Below are 22,592 nucleotides of genomic sequence, written 5' to 3'. Positions count from 1 at the left end.
GGAGAGTGAAATTGTGGGTAAGTATACGAAGGAAGACATCTATCGATTAGTGGAAGAAAAGGAAGTAAAATTCATCCGTCTGCAATTTACAGATATTTTGGGAACAATCAAAAACGTTGAAATTCCTGTAAGCCAATTGGACAAAGCATTAAACAATAAAATGATGTTCGATGGATCCTCCATTGAAGGATTTGTCCGGATTGAAGAATCCGATATGTATTTGTATCCGGATTTAGATACATTCATGGTTTTCCCTTGGACAACCGGAAAAGGGAAAGTGGCGCGATTTATTTGCGATATCTATACTGCCGACGGTAAGCCGTTCCTCGGTGATCCGCGCACGAACTTAAAACGGGTTTTGAAAGAAATGGAGGCATTGGGCTTTACCCATTTCAATCTAGGTCCCGAACCTGAATTCTTCCTATTCAAATTGAATGAACATGGGGAACCTACTTTGGAAGTGAACGACCATGGCGGCTATTTTGATTTGGCTCCGACCGATCTCGGGGAAAATTGCCGCCGCGATATCGTTCTTGAATTGGAAGAAATGGGCTTTGAAGTGGAAGCTTCCCACCATGAAGTGGCGCCTGGCCAACATGAAATCGACTTTAAATATGCAGATGCGGTCACAGCCTGCGACAATATCCAAACATTCAAATTGGTTGTGAAAACCATTGCGAGAAAACACGGACTGCATGCAACATTTATGCCGAAGCCGATTTTCGGGGAAGCCGGATCGGGAATGCATTGCAACGTTTCATTATTTAAAGGGAATGAGAATGCGTTCTATGATCCATCCAACGAACTAGGATTGTCCGAAGTGGCGATGCAGTTTATGGCGGGCGTATTGAAACATGTGCAAAGCTTTACTGCCATTACAAACCCGACCGTGAACTCCTACAAACGGCTAGTTCCGGGATTTGAAGCGCCGGTATATGTCGCCTGGTCTGCGCAAAACCGTTCTCCTTTGATCCGCGTGCCTGCATCCCGTGGCGTATCAACACGGATTGAAGTGCGTTCCGTCGACCCGTCCGCAAACCCTTATTTGGCGATGGCAGTTATTTTGGCTTCAGGTCTTGACGGCATCAAAAACAAATTGACGCCTCCTGCTCCAATCAACCGGAACATTTATGTGATGACGGAGGAAGAACGCCGCGAAAACGGCATTGAAAACTTGCCTGCACAGCTCGATGATGCGCTCCGTTTATTGGAAAAAGATGAAGTGGTGAAAAACGCCCTTGGACCACACATCTACCAAAACTTCAAGGAAGCGAAGGAAATCGAGTTCGAAATGTACCGTTCCACAGTTCACCCATGGGAACTTGAACATTATTTGAAAATGTATTAATGAAAAAACCGGGTCGAATTGCCGACCCGGCTTTTTTGCCGAAAGAAACAATTCTCCCGGCGGTTACGCCCGGGAGAATTGTTTTATTTTCTGGAAGTGATTTTCAATGGTTCAAGGAAAAATTCATAATAATCCGGCATGGAGGAATATTGATTTGTAAGTTCCTTGAAAGTTTTCCATAAATCCGGATCATGTTCGACAATTAAACGGGGTGATGCATTTTCGTTTGTCGTGTTTTTCAAATCCCATAAATACGGCAGACCGATCAGCTTTTTATTCACTTCTCCTCTGATACCGGTCAAGATCACCTGATTTCCTGCAATTCCGCCTTTAACATGGATATTTTTTAAAGTGCCGTGGAATTCCACTGTCCGGTTGGAATACAAATAAGCATTGACTTCAACCGGTTTATTGTCATTGATCATATCCCGGTCCGTCTGGGAATCAAATTTGTAGATAATATCCCCGGTTGCGAAAATGAGCAGCTTATGATTATTTTTGTGATTCAATTTGGAACGCAGAATTTCCACACTTCCATCGACGAAAAGGATCGCGTCGCCGGTGATATTGGTGTCGTAGATTTTGACGTCCCCTTTCATAAAATAGACGCCATTTAATGTGAAATTGCTATTATCCATCAATCCCGGATCCAGATTGAAAGCCTTTCCTTGCGGGATAAGCCCTCTATTATTGATAAGAAAATCCAGCAGACGCTTTTCATCCGGTTTGCCGGAGGACAATAATTCCAATTTCTTTAGCAATTCGGTTAATAATTTATCCTGATTGGCGGCATGTTCAATATAAAATTGCCCTTCCAGGCCTTTATTCTGTTTGTTGCTGCCGGTCAATAAGCTCAACAAATCTTTGATTCCCAGCTCTTTTAACAGATTCCCCAGATTTAAGCTGGATACAAGATTATTTAATAAATCCGTAAGATAGGATGTGCTGGAAGTATAAACGGCCGGAAAATCCAGTTTCTCCGGTGTCCTGATATAGTAAGTTCCTTTATAGGTTGAGTTGTTGATCAATATGCTGGCATTTTCGATTTTATAATTTCCTTCTTTTTTTCCTTTCGCATAGAAGGAAATGGCGTTCGTAAAAGTTGTCCCGTTATTTTCGACAATGCTTTTGATATTTTGTTTGCCATGTTCAATAAAACTGTTCGCGCCGGCGATTTGGACAGGCTCCAATTCTAATCCGGTCTTTTGAAGTTTTAAATTGTCTTTCTTCAAGAGGTATGAAGAAATATCGCTGATCGGAAGTTTTGTAAAACAATTGGATAACTGATTATCATAATTGTAATATTCCAAATCGTAGTAGGTGAGATATTTGCTTGGCGCATCAAAAGTTCCTAACAAAATATACCCCAAAACGTTGATCACGGAGTCAAGGACTGTGCCCAAAGCGCCGGACAAAATGGCAAGAATATTGGTAGCCGCTTCCGGACGTTTGCAGCTGTTCCCGACTTCAAATTGATTCATTTTGAATAAGGATTTGTCCGAATTGTTATACAGGACTCCTGAAATTTCGGGATAAGTGGACAACTTCCACGGATTGTCCTTATAATCGCTCTCCGGAACAGGCACATATCCCCGGTTGGATAGCACGATATTCCCGTTTGTAAAGACATTTCCCTTTATTTGGATTCCGCCGTTTAAAATTAAATTTTCGCTTCTTTTGTCGGAATCCCCATTTCCATTCGTTCCCGGATGGGTCGCAACGGCGAAGTCCAGAAAGCTGGGATAGTTCTTATACGTTGCGCCGAACTTGGCTTTGGCGGTGATGGTTTTTTCTTCACCGTCGGCATAACCGATGCTCTGTATTGTGATTGGAACATAAAAATGATTTTGGTTCAATAATTGATTGATTTCATTTTCATCATAATTGATGCACGTAGAGTAATGGGTATTTCCATCTTCGTTATGTATGTAATTTTTCTCAGGTTTTTCAATATGTATTTTATTTTCCGGAGGACATCTATGTAACTCCAAATTATCGATAAAATCTTTTTTAAAGTTTGCCAATGAACTGCTCGTATTGATGCCTGGAGCAGGTAGATTTTCCTTCAATTTCTTTTGCATGCTGGCCGTTAAATGTTCAATGCCGCTTTCCGCATTTTTCTTGGCCTGGGTAAGATCCTCCCGGTGCTCATTCCGGGCGGTGCCATTGATCGACATGCCGATGAGCGTAAGGGAAATGACGGAGCCTATGACTAATACAAGTATGGCCAAAAGGAAAACATTTCCCTTTTGGGATTTGACATATCTCATCCAATCTGCCTCCTTTTTCAACTATGGTAGTGAATGGACCTCTTTTTTAAAGGTCTTTGTTTTGCCGTTGTATTCCAATGTCAGGGTGATTTTATAGACGTTTTCACCATCCTTTTCCATTTTCGTATCAGGGAAATTGGAAATTTTTATGTTTGAACCAGGATATTCGGTTTTCTCACCTCCGACATATAGAAAGACGGTTTTCCCGTTCTTTTTAAAGCCTGTTATTTTGCTTGGCGAATCTTTTTCCTTGATATAATATCCATCCGTTTCCGATTGAACGACATTTTCCACATTATCTTCATTGAGTGAATAAATATAGTTGGACAAACTTTCCAGGTAAAAATCAGCCACATCCCTCACATTTGCCGAAGTGGCAATTTTTTCTTTGTTGTTTACCAATGAAAACAACACATTGATTGCCAAAAGGGCAATAATGGATCCCAAAACTAAAACAGCCAATACTTCAATCAGAGTCATACCATTGCTATTTAATTGTTTCTTCATAGTTCAACATATCCTTCTACTTCGCTTTTTCCTTTCAAATCGCTAATGGTTTTGCCGCTTGAATCCACTTCCACCCGTTTCACTTTGACGACTACGGTCCTCAATCCCAAATCCGAGATTTCCTGTTTGCTTGTTTTTTTGGCATAGGCGTTCACTTGATATGTATTTCCGTTCATGTTGATTATGTAGTAATCTTTTCCACCGTTATGTATCGTTGAAAGATGTTCCAAATGAATCGAATCCAGGGGGATTTCAATTTCTTCTTTTGGATTGGAGGCCTCCTCAATCGTCTGCTTTACAATATATGGTTCCGCTTTGAGCCGTTCCAGTATGGCATCGGCCAAATCAATAATCACCAGTTTTTCATTGTTAAAGGAATTGGTTTTGTTCGATTGGATCACCAATTGCGCGACACTCAGCAGCACAATTGTAATGATTGCCAGACTGGCCAGGACTTCGACAAGGGTCAGCCCCTTTTCATTCCATTTCATATACGCACCTCCCTTGAGCACTTTTGTGGAGATTAAACTTGCAGAACTTAGTTCAATTATAATAGCCAAAAGGGAAAAATAAATATAATTTATTATTAATAATAAATTCGATTGAGAAAAATTCATATGATTATTGGAAATTTTAACAAAAAATAAGACTTTAGAACTATTACCTTTGTTGGTGGAAAATGGTAATAGTTCTAAAATTTGAGCCCGGTCCATTGTTGGTAATAAAAAGCAAACCTTCCCGTTCCCGCGGGAAGGTTTATTTAGGGGGAAATCACGAATCTTGCTCCTTTTTCTCCCATCGCAGGACATTTTCCTTTTCTACGATGAGGGCCCCGTTCTTTTTATCGAAGACAGCGACTTGCACTACGGATAAATTTTCATATTCTGCATGGGGCTTCATTTTTAAAATTACGTAAAATGGATCGTCTTTTTCATATTTTTTTTCGAAGGTGAAGACGGCAAACTGGCCTTCTTCGGGCTCGCCGTAGCCGATGGATTGGATGGCTTCGAAACGCTTTTCAAACGGATATTCTTTTGCAACGGCGAAGGCTTTATCAAGCTCCGACTGCGCCACTTTTGTGGCTTCTGCCACCGTTTCTTCCGAAAATTCGACATTCTTGTCTTTGATCGTAAAATAGACGATTGCTCCTCCGGAAATGAAAAAAAATACACAAAGGATGATGACGGTAATAATTAAAGGTTTTCCGCCTTTCTCGTTGAAAAGATATTTCACTGTAAACACCTACTTTAGTATGGGATAAAATCTATTTTCAATGTATACGAAAACATGAAGAAATGCCAGCAAAGTCTTTGGATTGTCCCGTCATTGTCACAAATCGGGATGTTCTCGTCACAATTATTTTATCCAAGATCGGACAAGATGTAACAAAAATGAAATAAAATCGACAAAATTCCCGCATAATTTCCCTGGTTGAATGAAATATAATTGCAGATATAAGCTGGCTAATCGGTTCTTTAAAATTATTTAAATGAAAATTTTGGCTTTTTAAGGATAACTAATTTATCATGTTTCTGCACAGCCGGTTTAAAAAAATAACAAAATAGGAAAAAAGAATCATACAAAAGTCGAAAAATTATTGTATTCTAATTTCTAAGTTAGGATTAAGGGTTGGTGAACATTAGTACTAGTAAATTTGGAACAAAGATGAACACATAACTTAATAGAAAAAAGAGGTGGGTAATTTGAAGTACATATTTTCCCGCAAGGCATTCACCTTTCTGCTGGTGATTGCGGCAGTGTTTGGCATACTGTTTTCGGCGCAATATTCTTTAAAAGTATTTGCGGACGGAAAGCAATCCAAAGGTTCTACCATCGGAGGAGTTGCCGTTTCCGGCCTGAAAGATGATGAAATCAAGGCTGCGCTCAGAAAGGCCATACAAAAGTGGAGTTCGGAACCAATCCTTATCAGGGGAGGAGGAGAAGAACTCAGCATTGACCCAGAGGACATACAATTTGATTTGAATCAGACAATCCAGGAATATCGGAAGTCGATACATAAACCTTTCTATCAATTTTGGAAATCCGAAAAGACCGTACATATACCAATACATATTTCGAATAGCGAAACGATAAAAAATCAAATATCATACATAACGATTTGGGATACGGAAGATACATATAATCGGGTTTTAAACGAGGTCTCATACTTAAACGATCATGAAATCGATGCGACGGTAATCGATACCGAACAGCTTGAAAACGAAAGAATTGCCTTAACGATTGAAAAGATACCGGATAATGCCACAGGCGTGGAAGTATTGGCGGAAACATTGAACGAAAACATATTGGAGCCGGATGAACCTTTTTCATTGCTCAATGCTTTACATAATTTAACGGATGCGGCAAATGCTGAAGGTTTAAATTTTGTTGCTTCGGTGATCTATAACACGGTGCTTCAGGGGAATATCGACATTTTGGAAAGACATCCCCAACAAGAGGCGCCAAGTTATTTGCAGCCGGGGATTAACGCATACATAGATCCTTTCGGAAAGAATGACCTGCAGTTCGTGAATGTCTCCGAACATCCATATTTGCTGAAAGCAACGGTCGAAGGCGGACAGTTGAAAGCCGAATTGTTTTCCAGCGTGAAAGGGGCAACGGTTCAGGTTGTTGTCGACAAAGAACCGATCGCTCCACGGATTATTAACCGTTACACACGGGATTTGCCAGCCGGAAGTACACGGTTGATCCAGGAAGGAAAACAGGGCATGCGTGTAACGGTTACAAGAATGATTTCCGATAACGGAGAACAAAAAGTGCAGGAAATTAGCCGAGATTATTATGCGCCGGTGAACCGGATCGTATTGAATTCTGCGTCGGACGTAAATTTCGGAGGCGGCGGGACAGTCGAAGAACAAGGAAAGAGCGCCGGTTTCGGCAGTGTCGAAAATGTGGATTTAAATGGCGACGGTTTGCCAGATTACGACAGTCGAAATGATGGCAATGTTCAAAATCCGAAAGACAATCCAAAAGGCAATCCCAAAGGCGAACCTAAAGACGAGTCTTCTTCCCGAAGTTACTATGACAAGGGCGGAAACTTAGTAACTTCTTAGAAGGGAGAAGACATCATGAAAGCTCGGAAACGTCTTGGGGACCTGCTCGTTGAAGCGGGAGTCATCACACAGGAACAACTGGATTACGCGTTAAAAAATAAGTCTAAAGAAGAAAAACTGGGAGATTTTCTCATTCGGGAAAATATTTTGACGGAACAGCAGTTAATCGAAGTGCTCGAATTCCAATTGGGCGTTCCGCACATCAATTTAAGCCAATATCCGATCGACCCGGAAGTGCTCCAATTGGTGCCGGCAGATTTGGCGAAACGGGCCCAAATCATGCCCATCCGCAAAGATAAAAACAAATTGTTTATCGCCATGGTGGACCCGATGGACTATTTTGCCATCGAGGAAGTGCGGATGGCAACCGGATGCCAAATCGAAACGGGGATCGCGGCAAAGGACGATCTGTACCGGACGATTGCAAAATATTACGATTTGCAGGAATCGATGGATGCCGCGATGGCAGATGTAAACATCGAGACGAAAGAATCGATGGACCAGCAAATAACTGATGACGATTCGCCCATCGTCCGCTTGGTGAACCAGTTGATTGCCAATGCGGTATTTCAGAGGGCGAGCGACATCCATTTCGATCCCCAGGAAACGGATTTCCGGGTCCGGTACCGGATCGACGGCGTGCTGAGAACGGAGCGTTCCCTCCCAAAACATATGCAAAATATGATTACAGCCCGCATTAAAATCATGGGGAACTTAAATATTACCGAAAACCGGATCCCCCAGGACGGCCGTATAAAAACGACCATCAATTTCCGTCAGGTGGATATACGGTTGTCGACATTGCCGACCATTTACGGAGAAAAAATCGTGATGCGGATCCTCGACTTGAGCAATGCGGTAACAAGCATTGAAAAACTGGGGTTCAGCGAACAAAACGAGCGGCTGTTTCGCGGCATGATTGCAAGACCGAACGGCATCGTGCTGATTACCGGCCCGACCGGTTCCGGAAAATCGACGACCTTATATGCCGCTTTATCCGAACTGAACCGGGAAGATGTCAACATCATCACCGTGGAAGACCCGGTGGAATATCGTTTGGAAGGAATCAATCAGATACAGGTAAGGGAAGAAGTGGGCTTGACCTTTGCGGCAGGACTCCGTTCCATTCTCCGGCAGGATCCGGATATTGTGATGATTGGGGAAATCCGGGACGCGGAAACGGCGGAAATTGCCATCCGGGCATCGCTGACGGGCCACCTGGTGCTTAGCACGCTTCATACAAACAGCGCTGTCGAATCGATTTCCCGATTGGAGGATATGGGCATTGAGCCGTTTCTCATTGCATCCTCTGTTGTCGGGGTCATGGCGCAGCGGCTTGTAAGAAAAGTGTGCCGTGACTGTGCAGAACCGCATCCCGCAACCATCCGGGAAAAGGAGCTGTTTGCAAAAGAAGGGCTGCATATCGACACGGTCATGAGGGGGCGGGGATGCCCTGCCTGCAACCATACCGGCTATAAAGGCAGAATAGCCATCCATGAAATTTTGCCGATCAATCGCACAGTCAGGGAATTCATCATGCAGCGGAAAGGCATAACATCCATTATGGACTACATGAAACGGGAAGGTTACCGGACATTGCTCGGTGACGGGTTTTTGAAAGTGATACAAGGCCAGACAACGACAGAAGAAGTATTACGTGTCGCAACGGTTGAATAGAAGGGGATATGCCATGAAGTATTCAATCCAGGAGATCATGCAAAAAGCATATGAAAACCACGCTTCGGACATATATATTACGCTTGGAACGCCGCCGGTATTCCGGATTCACGGAATCCTTGAAAGATTCGGCGAAACGGAATTGACGGCCGAAGAAATTGAGGAAATGGTGAACGCCATCCTTCCGAAAAATAAAATAAAATCGTACCGCATCAAAGGAGATGCGGATTTTAACTACACATTCAATGAAACGGTCCGGTTCCGCGTCAATGCATTTAAACAGCGGAATGTGCCTGCATTGTCGCTCCGTCTGATTCCGACAGAAGTACCGACGATTGAATCGCTGGGCATGCCGAAAGTGCTTTATGATTTGGCGGAAAGGCCGCAGGGGCTTGTGCTGGTTACCGGTCCGACGGGGTCAGGGAAGTCGTCGACATTGGCGGCGATGATCAATCACATTAACGAAACGAAGAAAAAGCATATTATTACCCTGGAAGACCCGATCGAATATATCCATCCGCATAAAAAGTCGATCGTCAATCAAAGGGAAATCGGCACCGATGTCAGGGATTTCAAGACGGGTCTGAGAGCGGCCCTCCGCCAGAACCCGGACGTCATCCTCGTCGGGGAGATGCGGGATTTAGAAACGATTTCGACGGCGATTACCGCCGCCGAAACAGGCCACTTAGTCTTTGGAACGTTGCATACCATCGATGCGGCATCATCCATCGACCGGATCATCGATGTTTTCCCTCCCCACCAGCAAAGCCAGATCCGCACCCAGCTTGCGACGGTGCTGGAAGGCATTATTTCGCAGCGGCTGTTTGTCCGAAAAGACCAAAAGGGACGCGTGGCCGCAACGGAAATCCTTGTAGGCGTGCCGTCCGTGAAGAATTTGATCCGTTCCGAAAAGGTGCAGCAAATTCCGAACATTTTGCAGACGAGCAAAGCGATCGGCATGCATACGATGCACCATTCCATCAAAGAATTGCTGGGGAAAGGCATCGTGTCCCTTGATGAAGTCAAACCTTACATGAACGTTGGTGATTACCATTGACGATTTATCGATATGTGGGAAGGACGAAAACGGGTGAGCTGAAAAAAGGGAGAATCGACGCGTCAACGAAAAAAGCGGCGATTGCAAAACTCCGGGAGCAGGGGATCAACCCCCGGGAAATCTTCGAATCGACGAGCATCCTTGACAAAGAGTTGAATATTCTTGGTTCAAAAGTAAAAAACCAGGATTTCGTCATCTATTGCCGGCAATTCGCCACATTGGTGCGCGCGGGCGTTCCGGTTGTGGAGGCCACCAACATTTTGGCCCGGCAAACCAAAAGCAAACCGCTGAAAAAGGCCCTCGAGCAGGTGGAGGAAGACATCCGGAAAGGGATTTCCTTCTCGAAAGCGACAAAGAAGCATCCAAAAGTATTTCCGGATTTGTTCGTCAACATGATGGTTTCTGCCGAGGCTACCGGAAATCTCGATACGACATTGGATAAATTGGCGACAACCTTTGAAAAGCAATATCACTTAAAAAAGAAAATCCAGTCATCCCTGACTTATCCATTGGTTTTGCTTGTATTGACGATTGCTGTGACCATTTTCATGCTGGTGTTTATTGTACCAAACTTTATTGAAGCCTTTGAATCCATGGAGGCCGAGTTGCCGACCATTACAATCATTACGCTCAAAATCAGCGAAGCGATGCAAAAATATTGGTGGATCGGCCTAGGTGTCATCGCGGTCTCCCTCATTCTGTTCTATTACTTATATAAGAAGAATGAAAAATTCCATTACGGTGTCCATTATACTTTATTGAAGATGCCGGTTTTGGGGCCGTTATTGCAAAAATCCGTCCTTGCCCGGATGATGTCGACCCTTTCTTCGCTGTTTACGAGCGCCGTGCCAATTCTGCAATGTCTGGGCATTGTGGAAAAAGTGATCGGCAACCCGGTCATCGGGAAAGTGGTGAAAGAAGCGCGGAACAGCCTGGAGAAGGGGAGCACTTTGACGGAACCTTTGGAAAAAAGCTGGCTGTTTCCTCCGCTGGTGACATCGATGGTATCCATCGGGGAAAAGACGGGAACCCTCGATTTCATGCTCCAGAAAGCGGCGGAGTTTTACGAGGAGGAAGTCGACCGCACTGTCAATACGTTGAAGTCTCTGATTGAACCGGTCATGATTCTCTTTCTGGCAGTCATTGTCGGTGGAATCGTTGCATCCATCTTCTTGCCGATGTTCAGTTTATACGAACAAATGTAATATAAATCAAATGCATCATTCCATTGTAAGGAGGTGAGAACGCTGAAGGAAACGCACGTACATAATCATAACGACCACATCACACATAAAAAAATTGGAGGAGGAATACATATGAAAAAATTGTTGAAAAAACGTTTGAAAAACGAAAAAGGTTTGACATTGGTTGAATTGCTGGCGGTAGTGGTGATTTTAGGAATTGTTGCCGCCATAGCAATTCCGGCAATCGGAAATATGCTTGAAAATTCACGTTACAATGCGGCGAAATCTGATGCGATCAATATTATTAATGCAGCTAATTTATACTTTACAGAAGTGGGTTCATCGAATGATGATGAAGTATCAGTTAAAGATTTATTAGATGGTAATTATTTAGATACTGCAGGTGTATTTGAGAAATATGAAAATAAAGATCATATAGCTAATTATAAAGTTAAAAGAGCATCAGGAGGGAATACTTTATATGCATCTGACGTGATATTCTCAGGAGAGAAAAAAGTTACGTTTAATGATGCAACGATTCAAGATATTAATAATGACAATGAGAAAGGTAGCGAAATTGATAAAGACGGACACGAGATTCCTGGAACAAGTAATTCCGGAAGTTAAAATTAATTTTTTATAGTTAGCCACTTACTTAGTTTCTCAAAGAACACCTAACGTGGTCGTTGGGTGTTCCATTGAGAAACTAATGAATTCATAATACATGTTCATTAGTTGACAATTTTATCAAAAGGAGCCCTGCGTATGTTTAGACGAAATAAAAAGTCGAATGTTTCCATTGAAATCAACGATTACGTACTTCGCTCCCTCGTAATGAAGGGCCCGGATCTATCGCAGGCGGAAGTTATGGAAATTGCCATACCGGAAGGGGTGATTGACGAGTCCGAAATCAAGGATGAAATGGCGTTGTTTGATCTGCTGAAAGAGCTGTCCCCCCTGTGGAGAGGAAAAAAGCAATCTGTCCGCTTCATCGTACCGGATTCTTTCATTCTGCTGAAAGCTTTCGAGCATCCGGACGATGTGGAAACGGAAAAATTGAAGGAATATGTGGAAATGGAGATTGGCTACTCCATCCATCTTCCGTTTGAAGAGCCTTTGATCGATGTCTACGATCCCGTCGAAGGGGACGGCAAGGCGATGATGTTTGCCGCAAGCTCCGAGCAAGTCACTCAATACATAAATTTGTTTTTGGATGTACATATGCGTCCGGAAGTGGCGGACGTCCGGGCACTTTGCCATTTGCGCTTGCTCGAATCCATGAATTTGTTGAATCCCGAAAAAACGTATTTATTGACAAATTGGTTGATTAATGGATTATCCATCACGATTTATTCCAAAGGAAATGTGGAGTTCCAGCGCTTTCAGCCGCTGGAAACGGATTTGTCCAAATGGAAAGCGGAAGAAACCGGTGAACATCAGGTGGATTTTTCCTATGATGGCCCATTTGACGAATATCGCCTGCTCGTTTCGGACCAGATGCTGGAGCTGGATCGGATCATGGATTTTTTCCGTTTTTCCGTCAGCAAAGACCAGCAAGGGATCGATGAAATCATTGTCATGGGGGACAATCCGAACCTGAACAATATTCACTCCCAATTACAGGAAAATTTTGAATTGCCGATCAAACTGATCAATGATTCATTTATTCAAAAGCATTATCCAGGTTTCAAGGCAAAGCATGCCGCCTTGCTTGGACTTGCCTTGAAGGAGGTTAAATGATGTATATTCCTGATATTAACCTTTTGCCGAAAGTGGAAAGAAGGCAGTCCATTCCAAAAAATCTGTACATTATTTTAACGATTATCACGCTGCTCTTTGTCTCCTTTTTTGTGCTGCAATATTTTACCTATCTGAGCAAGATTTCTTCTTTGCAAAAGGAAGAGGAGCAGCTGTTGACAAAGCGGGATCAATTGCAGGAGGAATTGGACAGCATTTCCGTCGATACCGCTTCCTTAAAGCAATCGGTCGATTTTGTGGAAAACATTTCCTATCCAGTTTCGCCGATTATTGATGAAACGATTCGTCTGCAGCCGGGGCATTCTTATTTGAGGGAATACGCATTTACCGCGCAGACGGCGGAAGTGGCGATGGACTTTGAAACATTGAGCGATATTTCCAAGTATTTGTCCCGCATCTCGGGCAGCGAATATGTCAAAGATGCCCAAGTTTCGGAAATTGAACATTTCAAGATTAAGGAAGATGCGGAAAAGAAGGCGGACTTCCGGGAAATTCCGCGCTATAAAGTCAAATTTACCCTTTCGATTAATCAACAGACTTTGGCTGCCGGGGGTGGAAAACAATGAAACTATTGAATGAAAAAAATTCTTCCATTATATTGTTGATCGCCCTCATCGCAGCATTGCTGTTCGCCCTTTATTATTACGTGATTTTGCCGAAAAAGCAGGAAGCCGCCTCCCTCGAGTCTTCCATTGAATCGGTGAATTCCGAAATTTCTTCGATCCAGCAACAAATCGAGGAAATCAAAGCGAATAAAAACCTCGATCAGGCAACCATTTTCGATTTGCGGAAAAAAGTGCCTTCTACCAGAAATTTGGATGATTTAGTATTAAATATAGAAGAAACCCAATATGTAACCGGAACAAAAATTTTATCCATTGATTTTAATGGATATGATACACTTGTTTCGGAATCGGACTTAAATGATCCGAACGCTTCCGGCGGGGAAGAAAACACGGAAGGGACAGCGGAGGAGGACGATAAGGAAGGTCAGGATTCCGATGAAGCCCCTGTTTCGACGATCGATAAAGAATCTCTTCCGCCGGAGCTCAAGCTGATCACCTTTGAAATCAACGTGGAATCTCCAGATTTTCAACATTTGGTAAGATTTATCAAAGAAATTGAGAAAATCGAGCGCATAATGCACATCGACATCATCAATTTCACTTTGCCGGGGGAAGAAAATGAAATTTCGGAAGATCCCCAGGAAAGCATTGAAGCCACTGTTCAAGTCACAACCTTCTATTATGAAGGGGCAGTGTAATCGCTGTTCTCGTAAGGAGCGCTTTTCATGGAAATCGTGTACTCAATCTTTTTCTTCCTTTTTGGAATTGTATTAGGTTCATTTTATAATGTGGTCGGGCTTCGGGTGCCGAAAAAGGAGTCCATCATTTATCCTCCTTCCCATTGCCCGCATTGCCAAAGACGTCTGACGGCCATTGATTTGATTCCTGTGTTTTCATACATCCTTTTGCGCGGAAAATGCAGAACTTGCGGCGCGGGGATTTCGCCGGTTTATGTGGTGTCCGAGCTTGCAACGGGTTTTATGTTTGTTTTCGGTTACTTGCGGCTCGGATGGTCCTTTGAATTGGCCGTGGCGCTTTTGTTCATCTCATTATTGGTCATTATCGTTGTATCCGATTTTCAATATATGATCATTCCGGATAAAGTGCTTCTGTTCTTTTTGCCGTTAATCATCCTTGGCCGGTTCCTGTCACCGCTTGAACCGTGGTGGGATGCATTTCTCGGCGCCGCAATCGGATTTGCGATCCTTTTGGGGATTGCGGTCGTTTCGAAAGGAGGCATGGGCGGAGGCGACATCAAGTTGTTTTTATTGATCGGCCTTGTGCTGGGGACCGTGAAGACCGTGCTGACATTATTTTTATCTTCCATCATCGGCTTGTTTGCAGGCATTATGGTGTTGAAGATGAGGAAGCAGGGCATGAAAAATCCGGTCCCTTTTGGCCCCTCCATCGCCGTTGCCGCAATCATTGTTTATTTTTACGGAGATTCCATCATCCGGTGGTATTGGAATTTGTTTTAAAAAACATCGCTCGTCGCTTTTGGCAATGGGCGGTGTTTTTTATTTTTGCAGCTCTAAACTTTTCCCGGAATCGAATATATTACAGAAAAGGCTTATGAGGAGGTATCCCCATCAAACCGATCATCGGAATTACCATGGATTGGGATGAAGGATTTTACCGGTTAAATGAAGCGTATGTGAAGGCGGTGATGGAAGCCGGGGGGATTCCGGTAGGCCTGCCGTATGCAGGGGAAGATGATGGCGAACGCATCATCAACACAATTAACGGTTTGCTTCTTTCGGGCGGGGGGGATATTAATCCGATCCTTTATGGAGAGGAACCGCTTCCCCGCCTGGGCAGGGTGATCACCGAACGGGATGAACGGGAAATCCAATGGACAATAGCGGCAATCCAAAAGAAGATTCCCATTTTAGCGGTTTGCCGCGGACTTCAAATATTGAACGTCGCATTGGGGGGAACGGTTTATCAGGATCTTTACGCCCAAAAGAAACGGGAAACCTTGTTGCATTCCCAAACTTCTCTCCGGCATGAAACTTCCCATTTTGTCCATCTCCGGGAAGACAGCAAATTGTACAAAATCGCCAATACGAAAAAGATAGCGGTCAATTCCTTTCATCATCAGGCCATTAAAGAAGCCGCAAAGGACCTGGCGATCGTCGGGGTGGCAAGCGATGGCATCGTGGAGGCGGCAGAACATAAAACATTGCCGTTTTGCCTCGGCGTCCAATGGCATCCGGAAGCGTTGGCCGTAAATGGGGACCCGATGTCATTGGCCCTGTTCCGGTCATTTATTGCGGCATGCAGAAAAGAAAAGTAGAAAAGGGGCCGTTTTAGCCCCTTTCTTTCCCAATAAAATGAATTAATGAAATTTTCGGTAAAGACCCACCACTGTTCCCAAAATCGTGACTTTATCGACAATAATGGGTTCCATGGCCGAATTTTCGGGCTGCAGGCGGAAATGGTCCTTTTCCTTATAGAATCTTTTCACCGTCGCCTCATTATCTTCCGTCATTGCCACAACAATTTCCCCATTGTTTGCGGTGGAAGTCTTTTTCACGATAACATAGTCTCCGTCCAAAATTCCCGCTTCGATCATGGAGTCCCCCATTACTTCCAGCATAAACAGCTGATCATCGTCCGATCCGTATGCAGCAGGCAAAGGAAAATATTCCTCGATGTTTTCAATCGCCGTAATCGGCTGCCCGGCGGTTACCCGGCCCACCAAAGGCACATGGATCACGGACTGTCTTTGGGGCTCCTCTTCTAGATCCAATATTTCAATCGCCCGGGGTTTAGTAGGGTCTCTCCGGATATATCCTTTCTGTTCAAGGCGCGTAAGGTGACCATGTACTGTTGAGCTGGAGGCAAGCCCAACCGCCTCACCTATTTCACGAACGGATGGAGGATACCCTTTCGCCCGTACCTCATTTTTTATAAATTCCAATATCTCTTTCTGCCTTTTTGAAAGCTTCTCCATTTTGGTCACCTCAATGTGAATAGTTTTACATATTTTACATTTAGTATAGCAGTAAAAATGCAGGAATGCAAACACAGGTTCGAAAAAAGTCTTGACAAGAAACGTGTGTTCGCATTAAAGTAAGAACAGATATTCCGAACAAATATTCGTAAAAAGGGGAAAGAGTCATGCGCTGGTTGAGAGAAAAGCAATATATCATGATTTTGGGAATTGTTTCTTTATTGATTATTGCTTATATTATCATTACAGATGAAGGGGATATTTCCTACGAACCGATTACGGTAAAAGAAGGGGACACCCTTTGGACGCTGGCGGACCGCTATAAGTGAAAGATGGACAGGGAGGCATGGATCCGCAATGTTGTCGCCGAAAACAATCTTGAAGGCGAAAGGATCTTCGCTGGACAAACTTTGATGATACCAATTCCTGATGATGCAATCTATATCGCCATTGATGAAGATGATGAAATTCAAGAAGTAAAGGTAGCGAGCAAACGATAATGGGAATCCGGAATGATAAAGCGGTGATTTATGCGAGGGTAAGCACCGATAAAAATGAACAGGAAACTTCCTTGAAACGCCAAAAAGAAGAACTGTCCCGCTATGCCCAAAGACTGGGGTTCCAAGTGGCAGGCATTTTTGAAGACCGCCATAGCGGCTATGACGTTGACCGCGATGGATTGCTGGAAATGCTGGATTTTATCACGGAACAGAAGATTGCCGCCGTTTTCGTGCAGGATGAAACACGCTTGGGCCGCGGACACGCAAGGGTGGCGGTTCTGCATTTGCTGAAAAAATCCGGAACGGAAGTTTATTCCCTCAACGATGCAGGGCCTATGACATTGAATGAAATGGATGAAATGCTTCTCGAGATATTGGCGATTATCGAAGAATATCAGAGAAAAATCCACAATGCAAAAATCAAAAGGGGAATGCGCCGTGCTGTGGAAAACGGCTATCGGCCCGAACGGAACTTTAAAAACAGGCATAAACGGGAAGGAAGGGACCGCATTGAGGTTCCTGTCGAAGAAATCGTCAAATTGAGGGAAAAAGGGCTGACATTCCAGGAAATCGCTTCCACTTTAAGAGGGTTGGGCTATGATGTAAGCAAAGCGACAGTGCACCGGAGATATATGGAATATCAAGAAAGGCTTGAAGACTAAATTGCTTGCACTTCAAGCCTTTTTTGCATATTCTTTTATGTATTGAAAAGGAAAGGTGTGAATGAAATGTTGCCAAAAGAAAAAATTGCCCGGATCAATGAATTGACGCGAAAAGCAAGAGAGGGAAAATTGACGGAAGAAGAAGCAAAAGAACGCACAATGCTTCGGAAGGAATATTTGGAAGCTTTCCGTGAACATTTCAGAAAGACCATCGAAAATGTGCAAATTTTTGACATCGAAGGAAATGATGTCACACCTGAAAAAATAAAAAAGCTCCGCCGCAACCGATTGAATTAGAGAAGCCTCCATGCCGAAAGATAATGTGCAAGAAAATATGAGATTCCATAAAAATAGATTGTTTTCCAAGAAAATGTTGTCTAAACTGTATACGGGACAATAATTGCACGAGAAAGGATGTAAATGATGACAACTACAGCGGATTTAACAGCAATCAACGCGATCCGGACACTGTCTATTGATGCCATTGAGAAAGCGAACTCGGGACATCCGGGACTTCCAATGGGTGCGGCTCCGATGGCATACACATTATGGACAAAACAAATGCGCCATAATCCTAAAAACCCTAAATGGTTCAACCGTGACCGTTTCATTCTTTCCGCGGGACATGGCTCCATGCTGTTATATAGCCTTCTCCATTTAAGCGGCTATGATTTGGACTTGGAAGAAATTAAAAATTTCCGCCAATGGGGTTCCAAAACGCCTGGACATCCGGAATATGGCCATACAGCCGGTGTGGAGGCAACGACGGGGCCGCTTGGACAAGGGATTGCCATGGCCGTAGGAATGGCGATGGCTGAGCGTCATTTGGCAGCGATGTACAATAAACCGGGATTTGACATTGTCGACCATTATACGTTTGCCCTTTGCGGAGACGGTGACCTGATGGAAGGTGTAGCGGCAGAAGCCATCTCATTGGCGGGACACTTGAAACTGGAAAAATTGATCGTTCTTTACGATTCCAATGATATTTCATTGGACGGCGATCTTTCAAAAGCTTTTTCGGAAAATATTCAAAAACGGTTTGAAGCGTGCGGATGGAATTATCTCCGTGTGGAAGACGGCACAGACGTGGATGCCATCAATGAAGCGATCGCCAAAGCGAAGCAATCCACAGGAAAACCGACATTGATTGAAGTAAAAACGATCATCGGCTACGGTTCCCCGAATAAGTCGGGAAAATCCGATGTGCATGGTGCGCCGCTTGGAGCGGATGAAGCGAAATTAACGAAGGAATTTTACGGTTGGAAACATGAGCCGTTTGAAATTCCGGACGAAGTCTATGAGACATTCAAAGTAGTAGAGGAAAATGGCGGACAGGCCGAAGCGGAATGGAACAAAAAATTTGAAGCATATCAAAAAGAATATCCGGAATTGGCGAAACAGTTTCTTCAAGCCATAAATAATGAACTTCCGGAAGACTTTGATGCAGAGCTTCCTGTGTATGAAGCAGGAAAATCCATCGCGACCCGTTCCTCTTCCGGAGAAGCGATCAACGCGCTTGCCAAAAAAATCCCATATTTCTTCGGCGGAAGCGCCGATCTTGCGGGTTCAAACAAAACGACGATCAAAGGCGGCGGCGATTTTTCAGCTGAAACACCTGAAGGACGCAATATTTGGTTTGGCGTGCGGGAGTTTGCGATGGGCGCAGCTTTGAACGGCATGGCGCTGCACGGGGGACTTAAAGTATTCGGAGGAACTTTCTTTGTATTCTCCGATTATGTTCGCCCTGCCGTCCGCTTATCAGCCTTGATGGGATTGCCGGTGACATATGTCTTTACCCATGATTCCATTGCGGTCGGCGAAGACGGCCCAACGCACGAGCCGATTGAACATTTGGCATCCTTCCGCGCGATGCCGAACGTTTCCGTCATCCGTCCGGCGGATGCAAACGAATCACGCGAAGCATGGAAATTGGCGATCCAATCCAAAGATCGGCCAACGATTTTGGTACTATCCCGCCAAAACCTGCCTGTTCTTGAAAACACGGCAACTCTGGCGAAAGATGGCGTTGCAAAAGGTGCTTATGTGGTATCACCGGCATCGAAAGAAACACCTGACGCAATTTTGATTGCCACTGGTTCCGAAGTCGCTTTGGCCGTGAAAGCGCAGGAAAAATTGCGCGAAGAAGGCATCGATGTTTCGGTCGTCTCCATGCCTTCCATGGACCGGTTTGATCAACAGTCCGACGAATATAAGGAATCCGTATTGCCAAAAGCGGTGACAAAACGTTTGGCGATTGAAATGGGATCTTCTTTGGGCTGGCATAAATATGTCGGTGCTGAAGGGGATATCCTTGCCATCGACAAATTCGGCGCCAGCGCGCCAGGAAACATTGTGATGGAAAAATACGGATTTACCGTGGACAATGTTGTCAATAAAGTGAAAGCTTTATAATATAAAAACAAAGGCTTCCTTCTGTAAAAAGAAGGGAGCCTTTGTTTTTATGGGGAACAGACATGTACCCTTTTGGGGAAAACTTCCTTTGATGTGGAATCCTTTCATCTTAATCGTTCCGTATGGAATGTAAACAATTTTGGATCCTTGTCCGTTAAATCGGCATATGGATGGTCCATGAGAAATCGCCATCGATTCCCTATTTCACCAGCCCGTGTTGGAAAGCGTACACGACGGCTTGTGTCCGGTCCTGCACTTCCAGTTTTGCAAGGATGTTGCTTACATGCGTTTTCACCGTTTTCAAAGCGATGAACAGCTCATCTGCTATTTCTTGGTTCGTTTTTCCCTGCGCCATCAAGAGCAAAACTTCCATTTCCCGGTCGGTCAACTGCTCATGAAGGGGACGGCTGGCCGCATTCCGCATCCGGTGGATCATTTTCGATGTCACTTCAGGTTCAAGGACCGGTTCGCCTTGGACGGTTTTCCGAATCGCTTCGGCAATCTGCTTCGCATTGGCCGTTTTCAGGATATAGCTTGTGGCGCCGGCTTCCAAAGCGGGGTATACTTTATCATCATCGAGGAAACTTGTCACAATCATAATTTTCGCTTCCGGCCATTCTTTCAAAATTTCTTTTGTCGCTTCCGCCCCGTTCATGACGGGCATCACATTATCCATCAAAATAATGTCGATATTCGGTTTGAGCTGGAGCACTTTTTCCACCGCTTCTTTTCCATTCTCCGCTTCCCCGACGACCGTCATATCCGGCTGGGAGGAAAGATAAGCGGAAACGCCGATGCGGACCATTTCATGATCATCGGCAATGAATACTCTAATCATCCGATTCGCCTCCCGTTCCATCCTGTTTTTCCAACGATTTTTCCTCATAAGGCGGCATATCCTCTTTTTTCAAAGGCACTTTCACTTCAACGATGGTCCCTTCGCCGGGAACGGATACAATTTTGTATTTGGCACCAATTTCCACTGCGCGTTCGGCAATATTTTTTAATCCATAGGAAGTGGAATGGGTTTCATCGGTTGGATCAAACCCCCGTCCATTGTCCTGTATTCTTAAAATCGCCAACTGGTCTCTTTCGATTAACAACAGTTCCACTTCGGTGGCTTTTGCATGGCGGAGGGTATTGGACAATGCTTCCTGGGCGATGCGGAATAAATGATCTTCCTCCGCTTTCGACAATTGGATTTCTTCGATTTGATAGTCGATGTCAAAATGGACTTTTTGTTTGAGCTCTAAAATTAAATCTTTGAGCCCTTGTGCCAATGTATTGTTGTTTAATGCGATCGGGCGGAGATGCAACAGCAAGGCGCGCATTTCCAATTGGGCCTGCTGCACGATCTTTTCGATTTGATTCAGCTTCTGTTTGGTTTCTTCCGGCGGGGTTTCCGTTTCCGTCAATGCCGATAATAACATGGAAGCGGCAAACAACTGCTGCGATACGGAGTCGTGGAGCTCCCGCGCCAGCCTTTGCCGTTCCGCGACAATCCGCTCCTGGATGATTTTGTCGTTTGCTTCCGCCTTCTCATTGGATAAACGCTGCAGGCTTTTTCTTTGCGTTTCGATTAATTCATTCGTTTCTTTCAGAGCTTTTCTGAGCGGATAGGAAACATTCCGTTTCACTTGCATTTCGGGTTCCGGCAGCTGCTTTACATAATTCAAGGTGATGATTTCTTTTGTTTTTTCCGTAATGAACCACCATAAGCTGATGCAGAAACTGATGATGAATGTACCGGTAATTATGATGGCAAACAACGGAAAATCATGATAATAATACTCCCACAAAGGGCTCCAGGTTGATTCATCAGGAATGCCATATAATAGGTAGAAAAGCCCGAAACACATGCCAAGAAGAATCAGGGCAATGGCAAAGGTGCGGAAAATCAGTGAAATCATTTCCGGTTCACCTCCACATCCCCCAGCCAGGCGGCCACATGAATGACCAGCTTCCTCTTCGACTCATCCGGATTGCCGTCTTCGAAAGTCAGCTTTTCATTCCATAGGCGTTTTGGCGGATAGTCCAATATTTTCGCTTCCCCGATCAGTGTGGAATATTGAAGTCGAAAAGGAATTTCATAGGGCAAAATGATCCGGACTTTCCCGATTCCCTGGCGTATTGTTATGACGGAGGTTCCGGCCGGCAAAACGGTCTCTGTCACATCGACCGTAAAATCGCCGAGGAAGTTTTGAAGCAGCAGATCCTGCCATTTGTAATTTTCCATCGGCCATGAAGAGGGCAGAATGAGCTCGTTTTTTTGGATTGTGCCAAATTCGGGATGCCCGGCGTCGATCTTCACTTCTTTTTGGCGGCTTGTGGTTTGTTTAAAGAGAATATATATTAATAAGCAGACGATGAAAAAACGCAGGCTCCAAAGGGCTAAAACCGCCAGAAAAATAAAAAAGGCGCCCAGCCAAAAATAGATTTTTTTTCCTTTCGAAAAACTCCGATAAAGCAAAAACGCCCCAATAATCAGAAAGAGGGCACCACCATTATTGAAAATGGTCAGCTCTACGAATACAATCAGCACCAAAAGGAAAAACAAAGAAATCATCTGTTTCGTCGTGAAACTGGTCAAAGTGGTTCCTCCTTCAAATTGAACAAAC

At 44.2% G+C, this 22,592-nt stretch carries 24 protein-coding genes; 16 read left to right on the top strand and 8 right to left on the bottom strand.

All coding sequences use genetic code 11. The features are described from left to right. The first annotated feature begins 13 nt into the window (after positions 1 to 13). Positions 14 to 1,348 carry a type I glutamate--ammonia ligase gene (glnA, locus tag FKZ59_RS01780; RefSeq protein ID WP_141601016.1) on the top strand — a complete coding sequence of 445 codons (1,335 nt, stop codon included), beginning with the start codon at positions 14 to 16 and terminating at the stop codon, positions 1,346 to 1,348. A gap of 83 nt (positions 1,349 to 1,431) precedes the next feature. Here glnA and FKZ59_RS01775 read toward each other — a convergent pair whose 3' ends face one another. The 4 genes from FKZ59_RS01775 to FKZ59_RS01760 form a co-directional block, all read right to left on the bottom strand. Next, positions 1,432 to 3,618, bottom strand: coding sequence for a hypothetical protein (locus FKZ59_RS01775; protein WP_141601015.1), 2,187 nt, complete (start codon positions 3,616 to 3,618; stop codon positions 1,432 to 1,434). 21 nt (positions 3,619 to 3,639) lie between these two features. Further along, a complete protein-coding gene (locus FKZ59_RS01770) occupies positions 3,640 to 4,125 on the bottom strand; it encodes a type II secretion system protein (RefSeq protein ID WP_141601014.1) in 486 nt (161 codons plus the stop codon). Continuing rightward, a complete protein-coding gene (locus tag FKZ59_RS14600) occupies positions 4,122 to 4,616 on the bottom strand; it encodes a type IV pilus modification PilV family protein (protein ID WP_181733130.1) in 495 nt (164 codons plus the stop codon). Before FKZ59_RS14600 ends, FKZ59_RS01770 begins: the two co-directional genes overlap by 4 nt. A 280-nt stretch (positions 4,617 to 4,896) precedes the next feature. Continuing rightward, a complete protein-coding gene (locus tag FKZ59_RS01760; protein ID WP_141601012.1) occupies positions 4,897 to 5,358 on the bottom strand; it encodes a hypothetical protein in 462 nt (153 codons plus the stop codon). Between the two features lie 470 nt (positions 5,359 to 5,828). On the opposite strand from FKZ59_RS01760, the gene FKZ59_RS01755 reads away from it, so the two are divergent. The 10 genes from FKZ59_RS01755 to FKZ59_RS01710 all read left to right on the top strand — a co-directional run bounded on the left by FKZ59_RS01755 (position 5,829) and on the right by FKZ59_RS01710 (position 15,737). Then, entirely contained in the window at positions 5,829 to 7,199 is a 1,371-nt protein-coding gene (locus FKZ59_RS01755; protein ID WP_181733129.1) for a VanW family protein, read from the top strand. Between the two features lie 15 nt (positions 7,200 to 7,214). Continuing rightward, entirely contained in the window at positions 7,215 to 8,876 is a 1,662-nt protein-coding gene (locus FKZ59_RS01750; RefSeq protein WP_141601010.1) for a GspE/PulE family protein, read from the top strand. Positions 8,877 to 8,889: 13 nt separating this feature from the next. Continuing rightward, positions 8,890 to 9,933 (top strand): type IV pilus twitching motility protein PilT, encoded by a 1,044-nt coding sequence (locus tag FKZ59_RS01745; protein WP_141601009.1) that lies wholly within the window; start codon positions 8,890 to 8,892, stop codon positions 9,931 to 9,933. Further along, positions 9,930 to 11,138, top strand: coding sequence for a type II secretion system F family protein (locus FKZ59_RS01740; protein ID WP_141601008.1), 1,209 nt, complete (start codon positions 9,930 to 9,932; stop codon positions 11,136 to 11,138). Before FKZ59_RS01745 ends, FKZ59_RS01740 begins: the two co-directional genes overlap by 4 nt. 111 nt (positions 11,139 to 11,249) lie before the next feature. Then, positions 11,250 to 11,744: a type II secretion system protein gene (locus FKZ59_RS01735; protein ID WP_181733128.1), complete on the top strand. Its 495-nt coding sequence runs from the start codon at positions 11,250 to 11,252 to the stop codon at positions 11,742 to 11,744. 138 nt (positions 11,745 to 11,882) lie between these two features. Then, on the top strand, positions 11,883 to 12,857 hold the full coding sequence (pilM, locus tag FKZ59_RS01730) for a type IV pilus biogenesis protein PilM (RefSeq protein ID WP_141601007.1): 975 nt from the start codon (positions 11,883 to 11,885) through the stop codon (positions 12,855 to 12,857). After that, the gene (locus FKZ59_RS01725) at positions 12,857 to 13,441 is read left to right on the top strand and encodes a PilN domain-containing protein (RefSeq protein ID WP_141601006.1); all 585 of its coding nucleotides are present in this window, start codon (positions 12,857 to 12,859) and stop codon (positions 13,439 to 13,441) included. Before pilM ends, FKZ59_RS01725 begins: the two co-directional genes overlap by 1 nt. Next, positions 13,438 to 14,139 (top strand): potassium transporter, encoded by a 702-nt coding sequence (locus tag FKZ59_RS01720; protein ID WP_141601005.1) that lies wholly within the window; start codon positions 13,438 to 13,440, stop codon positions 14,137 to 14,139. Before FKZ59_RS01725 ends, FKZ59_RS01720 begins: the two co-directional genes overlap by 4 nt. A 27-nt stretch (positions 14,140 to 14,166) precedes the next feature. Beyond that, positions 14,167 to 14,919 carry a prepilin peptidase gene (locus FKZ59_RS01715; protein ID WP_141601004.1) on the top strand — a complete coding sequence of 251 codons (753 nt, stop codon included), beginning with the start codon at positions 14,167 to 14,169 and terminating at the stop codon, positions 14,917 to 14,919. Between the two features lie 104 nt (positions 14,920 to 15,023). Continuing rightward, entirely contained in the window at positions 15,024 to 15,737 is a 714-nt protein-coding gene (locus FKZ59_RS01710) for a gamma-glutamyl-gamma-aminobutyrate hydrolase family protein (RefSeq protein WP_342777674.1), read from the top strand. A 42-nt stretch (positions 15,738 to 15,779) separates the two neighbouring features. Here FKZ59_RS01710 and lexA read toward each other — a convergent pair whose 3' ends face one another. After that, positions 15,780 to 16,397 (bottom strand): transcriptional repressor LexA, encoded by a 618-nt coding sequence (gene lexA, locus FKZ59_RS01705; protein ID WP_141601002.1) that lies wholly within the window; start codon positions 16,395 to 16,397, stop codon positions 15,780 to 15,782. A gap of 167 nt (positions 16,398 to 16,564) precedes the next feature. On the opposite strand from lexA, the gene FKZ59_RS01700 reads away from it, so the two are divergent. The 5 genes from FKZ59_RS01700 (at position 16,565) to tkt (ending at position 19,974) form a co-directional block, all read left to right on the top strand. Then, positions 16,565 to 16,726 (top strand): LysM peptidoglycan-binding domain-containing protein, encoded by a 162-nt coding sequence (locus FKZ59_RS01700; protein WP_141601001.1) that lies wholly within the window; start codon positions 16,565 to 16,567, stop codon positions 16,724 to 16,726. A 3-nt stretch (positions 16,727 to 16,729) separates the two neighbouring features. Then, the gene (locus FKZ59_RS14595; RefSeq protein WP_181733127.1) at positions 16,730 to 16,897 is read left to right on the top strand and encodes a hypothetical protein; all 168 of its coding nucleotides are present in this window, start codon (positions 16,730 to 16,732) and stop codon (positions 16,895 to 16,897) included. After that, entirely contained in the window at positions 16,897 to 17,559 is a 663-nt protein-coding gene (locus tag FKZ59_RS01695; RefSeq protein WP_141601000.1) for a YneB family resolvase-like protein, read from the top strand. Before FKZ59_RS14595 ends, FKZ59_RS01695 begins: the two co-directional genes overlap by 1 nt. Before the next feature lie 66 nt (positions 17,560 to 17,625). Next, positions 17,626 to 17,856: a DUF896 domain-containing protein gene (locus FKZ59_RS01690; protein WP_141600999.1), complete on the top strand. Its 231-nt coding sequence runs from the start codon at positions 17,626 to 17,628 to the stop codon at positions 17,854 to 17,856. 126 nt (positions 17,857 to 17,982) lie between these two features. After that, positions 17,983 to 19,974: a transketolase gene (gene tkt, locus FKZ59_RS01685; protein WP_141600998.1), complete on the top strand. Its 1,992-nt coding sequence runs from the start codon at positions 17,983 to 17,985 to the stop codon at positions 19,972 to 19,974. Positions 19,975 to 20,173: 199 nt separating this feature from the next. Here tkt and FKZ59_RS01680 read toward each other — a convergent pair whose 3' ends face one another. The 3 genes from FKZ59_RS01680 to liaF are packed head-to-tail and all read right to left on the bottom strand — an operon-like array spanning position 20,174 to position 22,564. Continuing rightward, positions 20,174 to 20,812 carry a response regulator transcription factor gene (locus tag FKZ59_RS01680; RefSeq protein ID WP_141600997.1) on the bottom strand — a complete coding sequence of 213 codons (639 nt, stop codon included), beginning with the start codon at positions 20,810 to 20,812 and terminating at the stop codon, positions 20,174 to 20,176. Then, positions 20,805 to 21,884: a sensor histidine kinase gene (locus tag FKZ59_RS01675; RefSeq protein WP_141600996.1), complete on the bottom strand. Its 1,080-nt coding sequence runs from the start codon at positions 21,882 to 21,884 to the stop codon at positions 20,805 to 20,807. Before FKZ59_RS01675 ends, FKZ59_RS01680 begins: the two co-directional genes overlap by 8 nt. Further along, positions 21,881 to 22,564: a cell wall-active antibiotics response protein LiaF gene (gene liaF / locus FKZ59_RS01670; protein WP_246045768.1), complete on the bottom strand. Its 684-nt coding sequence runs from the start codon at positions 22,562 to 22,564 to the stop codon at positions 21,881 to 21,883. The genes FKZ59_RS01675 and liaF overlap by 4 nt, the downstream gene beginning before the upstream one ends. Positions 22,565 to 22,592 lie beyond the last annotated feature (28 nt).

It is taken from the genome of Ureibacillus terrenus, assembly GCF_006569205.1.
GTDB classification, from domain to species: Bacteria; Bacillota; Bacilli; order Bacillales_A; family Planococcaceae; genus Ureibacillus; species Ureibacillus terrenus.
This window is presented reverse-complemented; position numbering and strand designations above follow the sequence as displayed.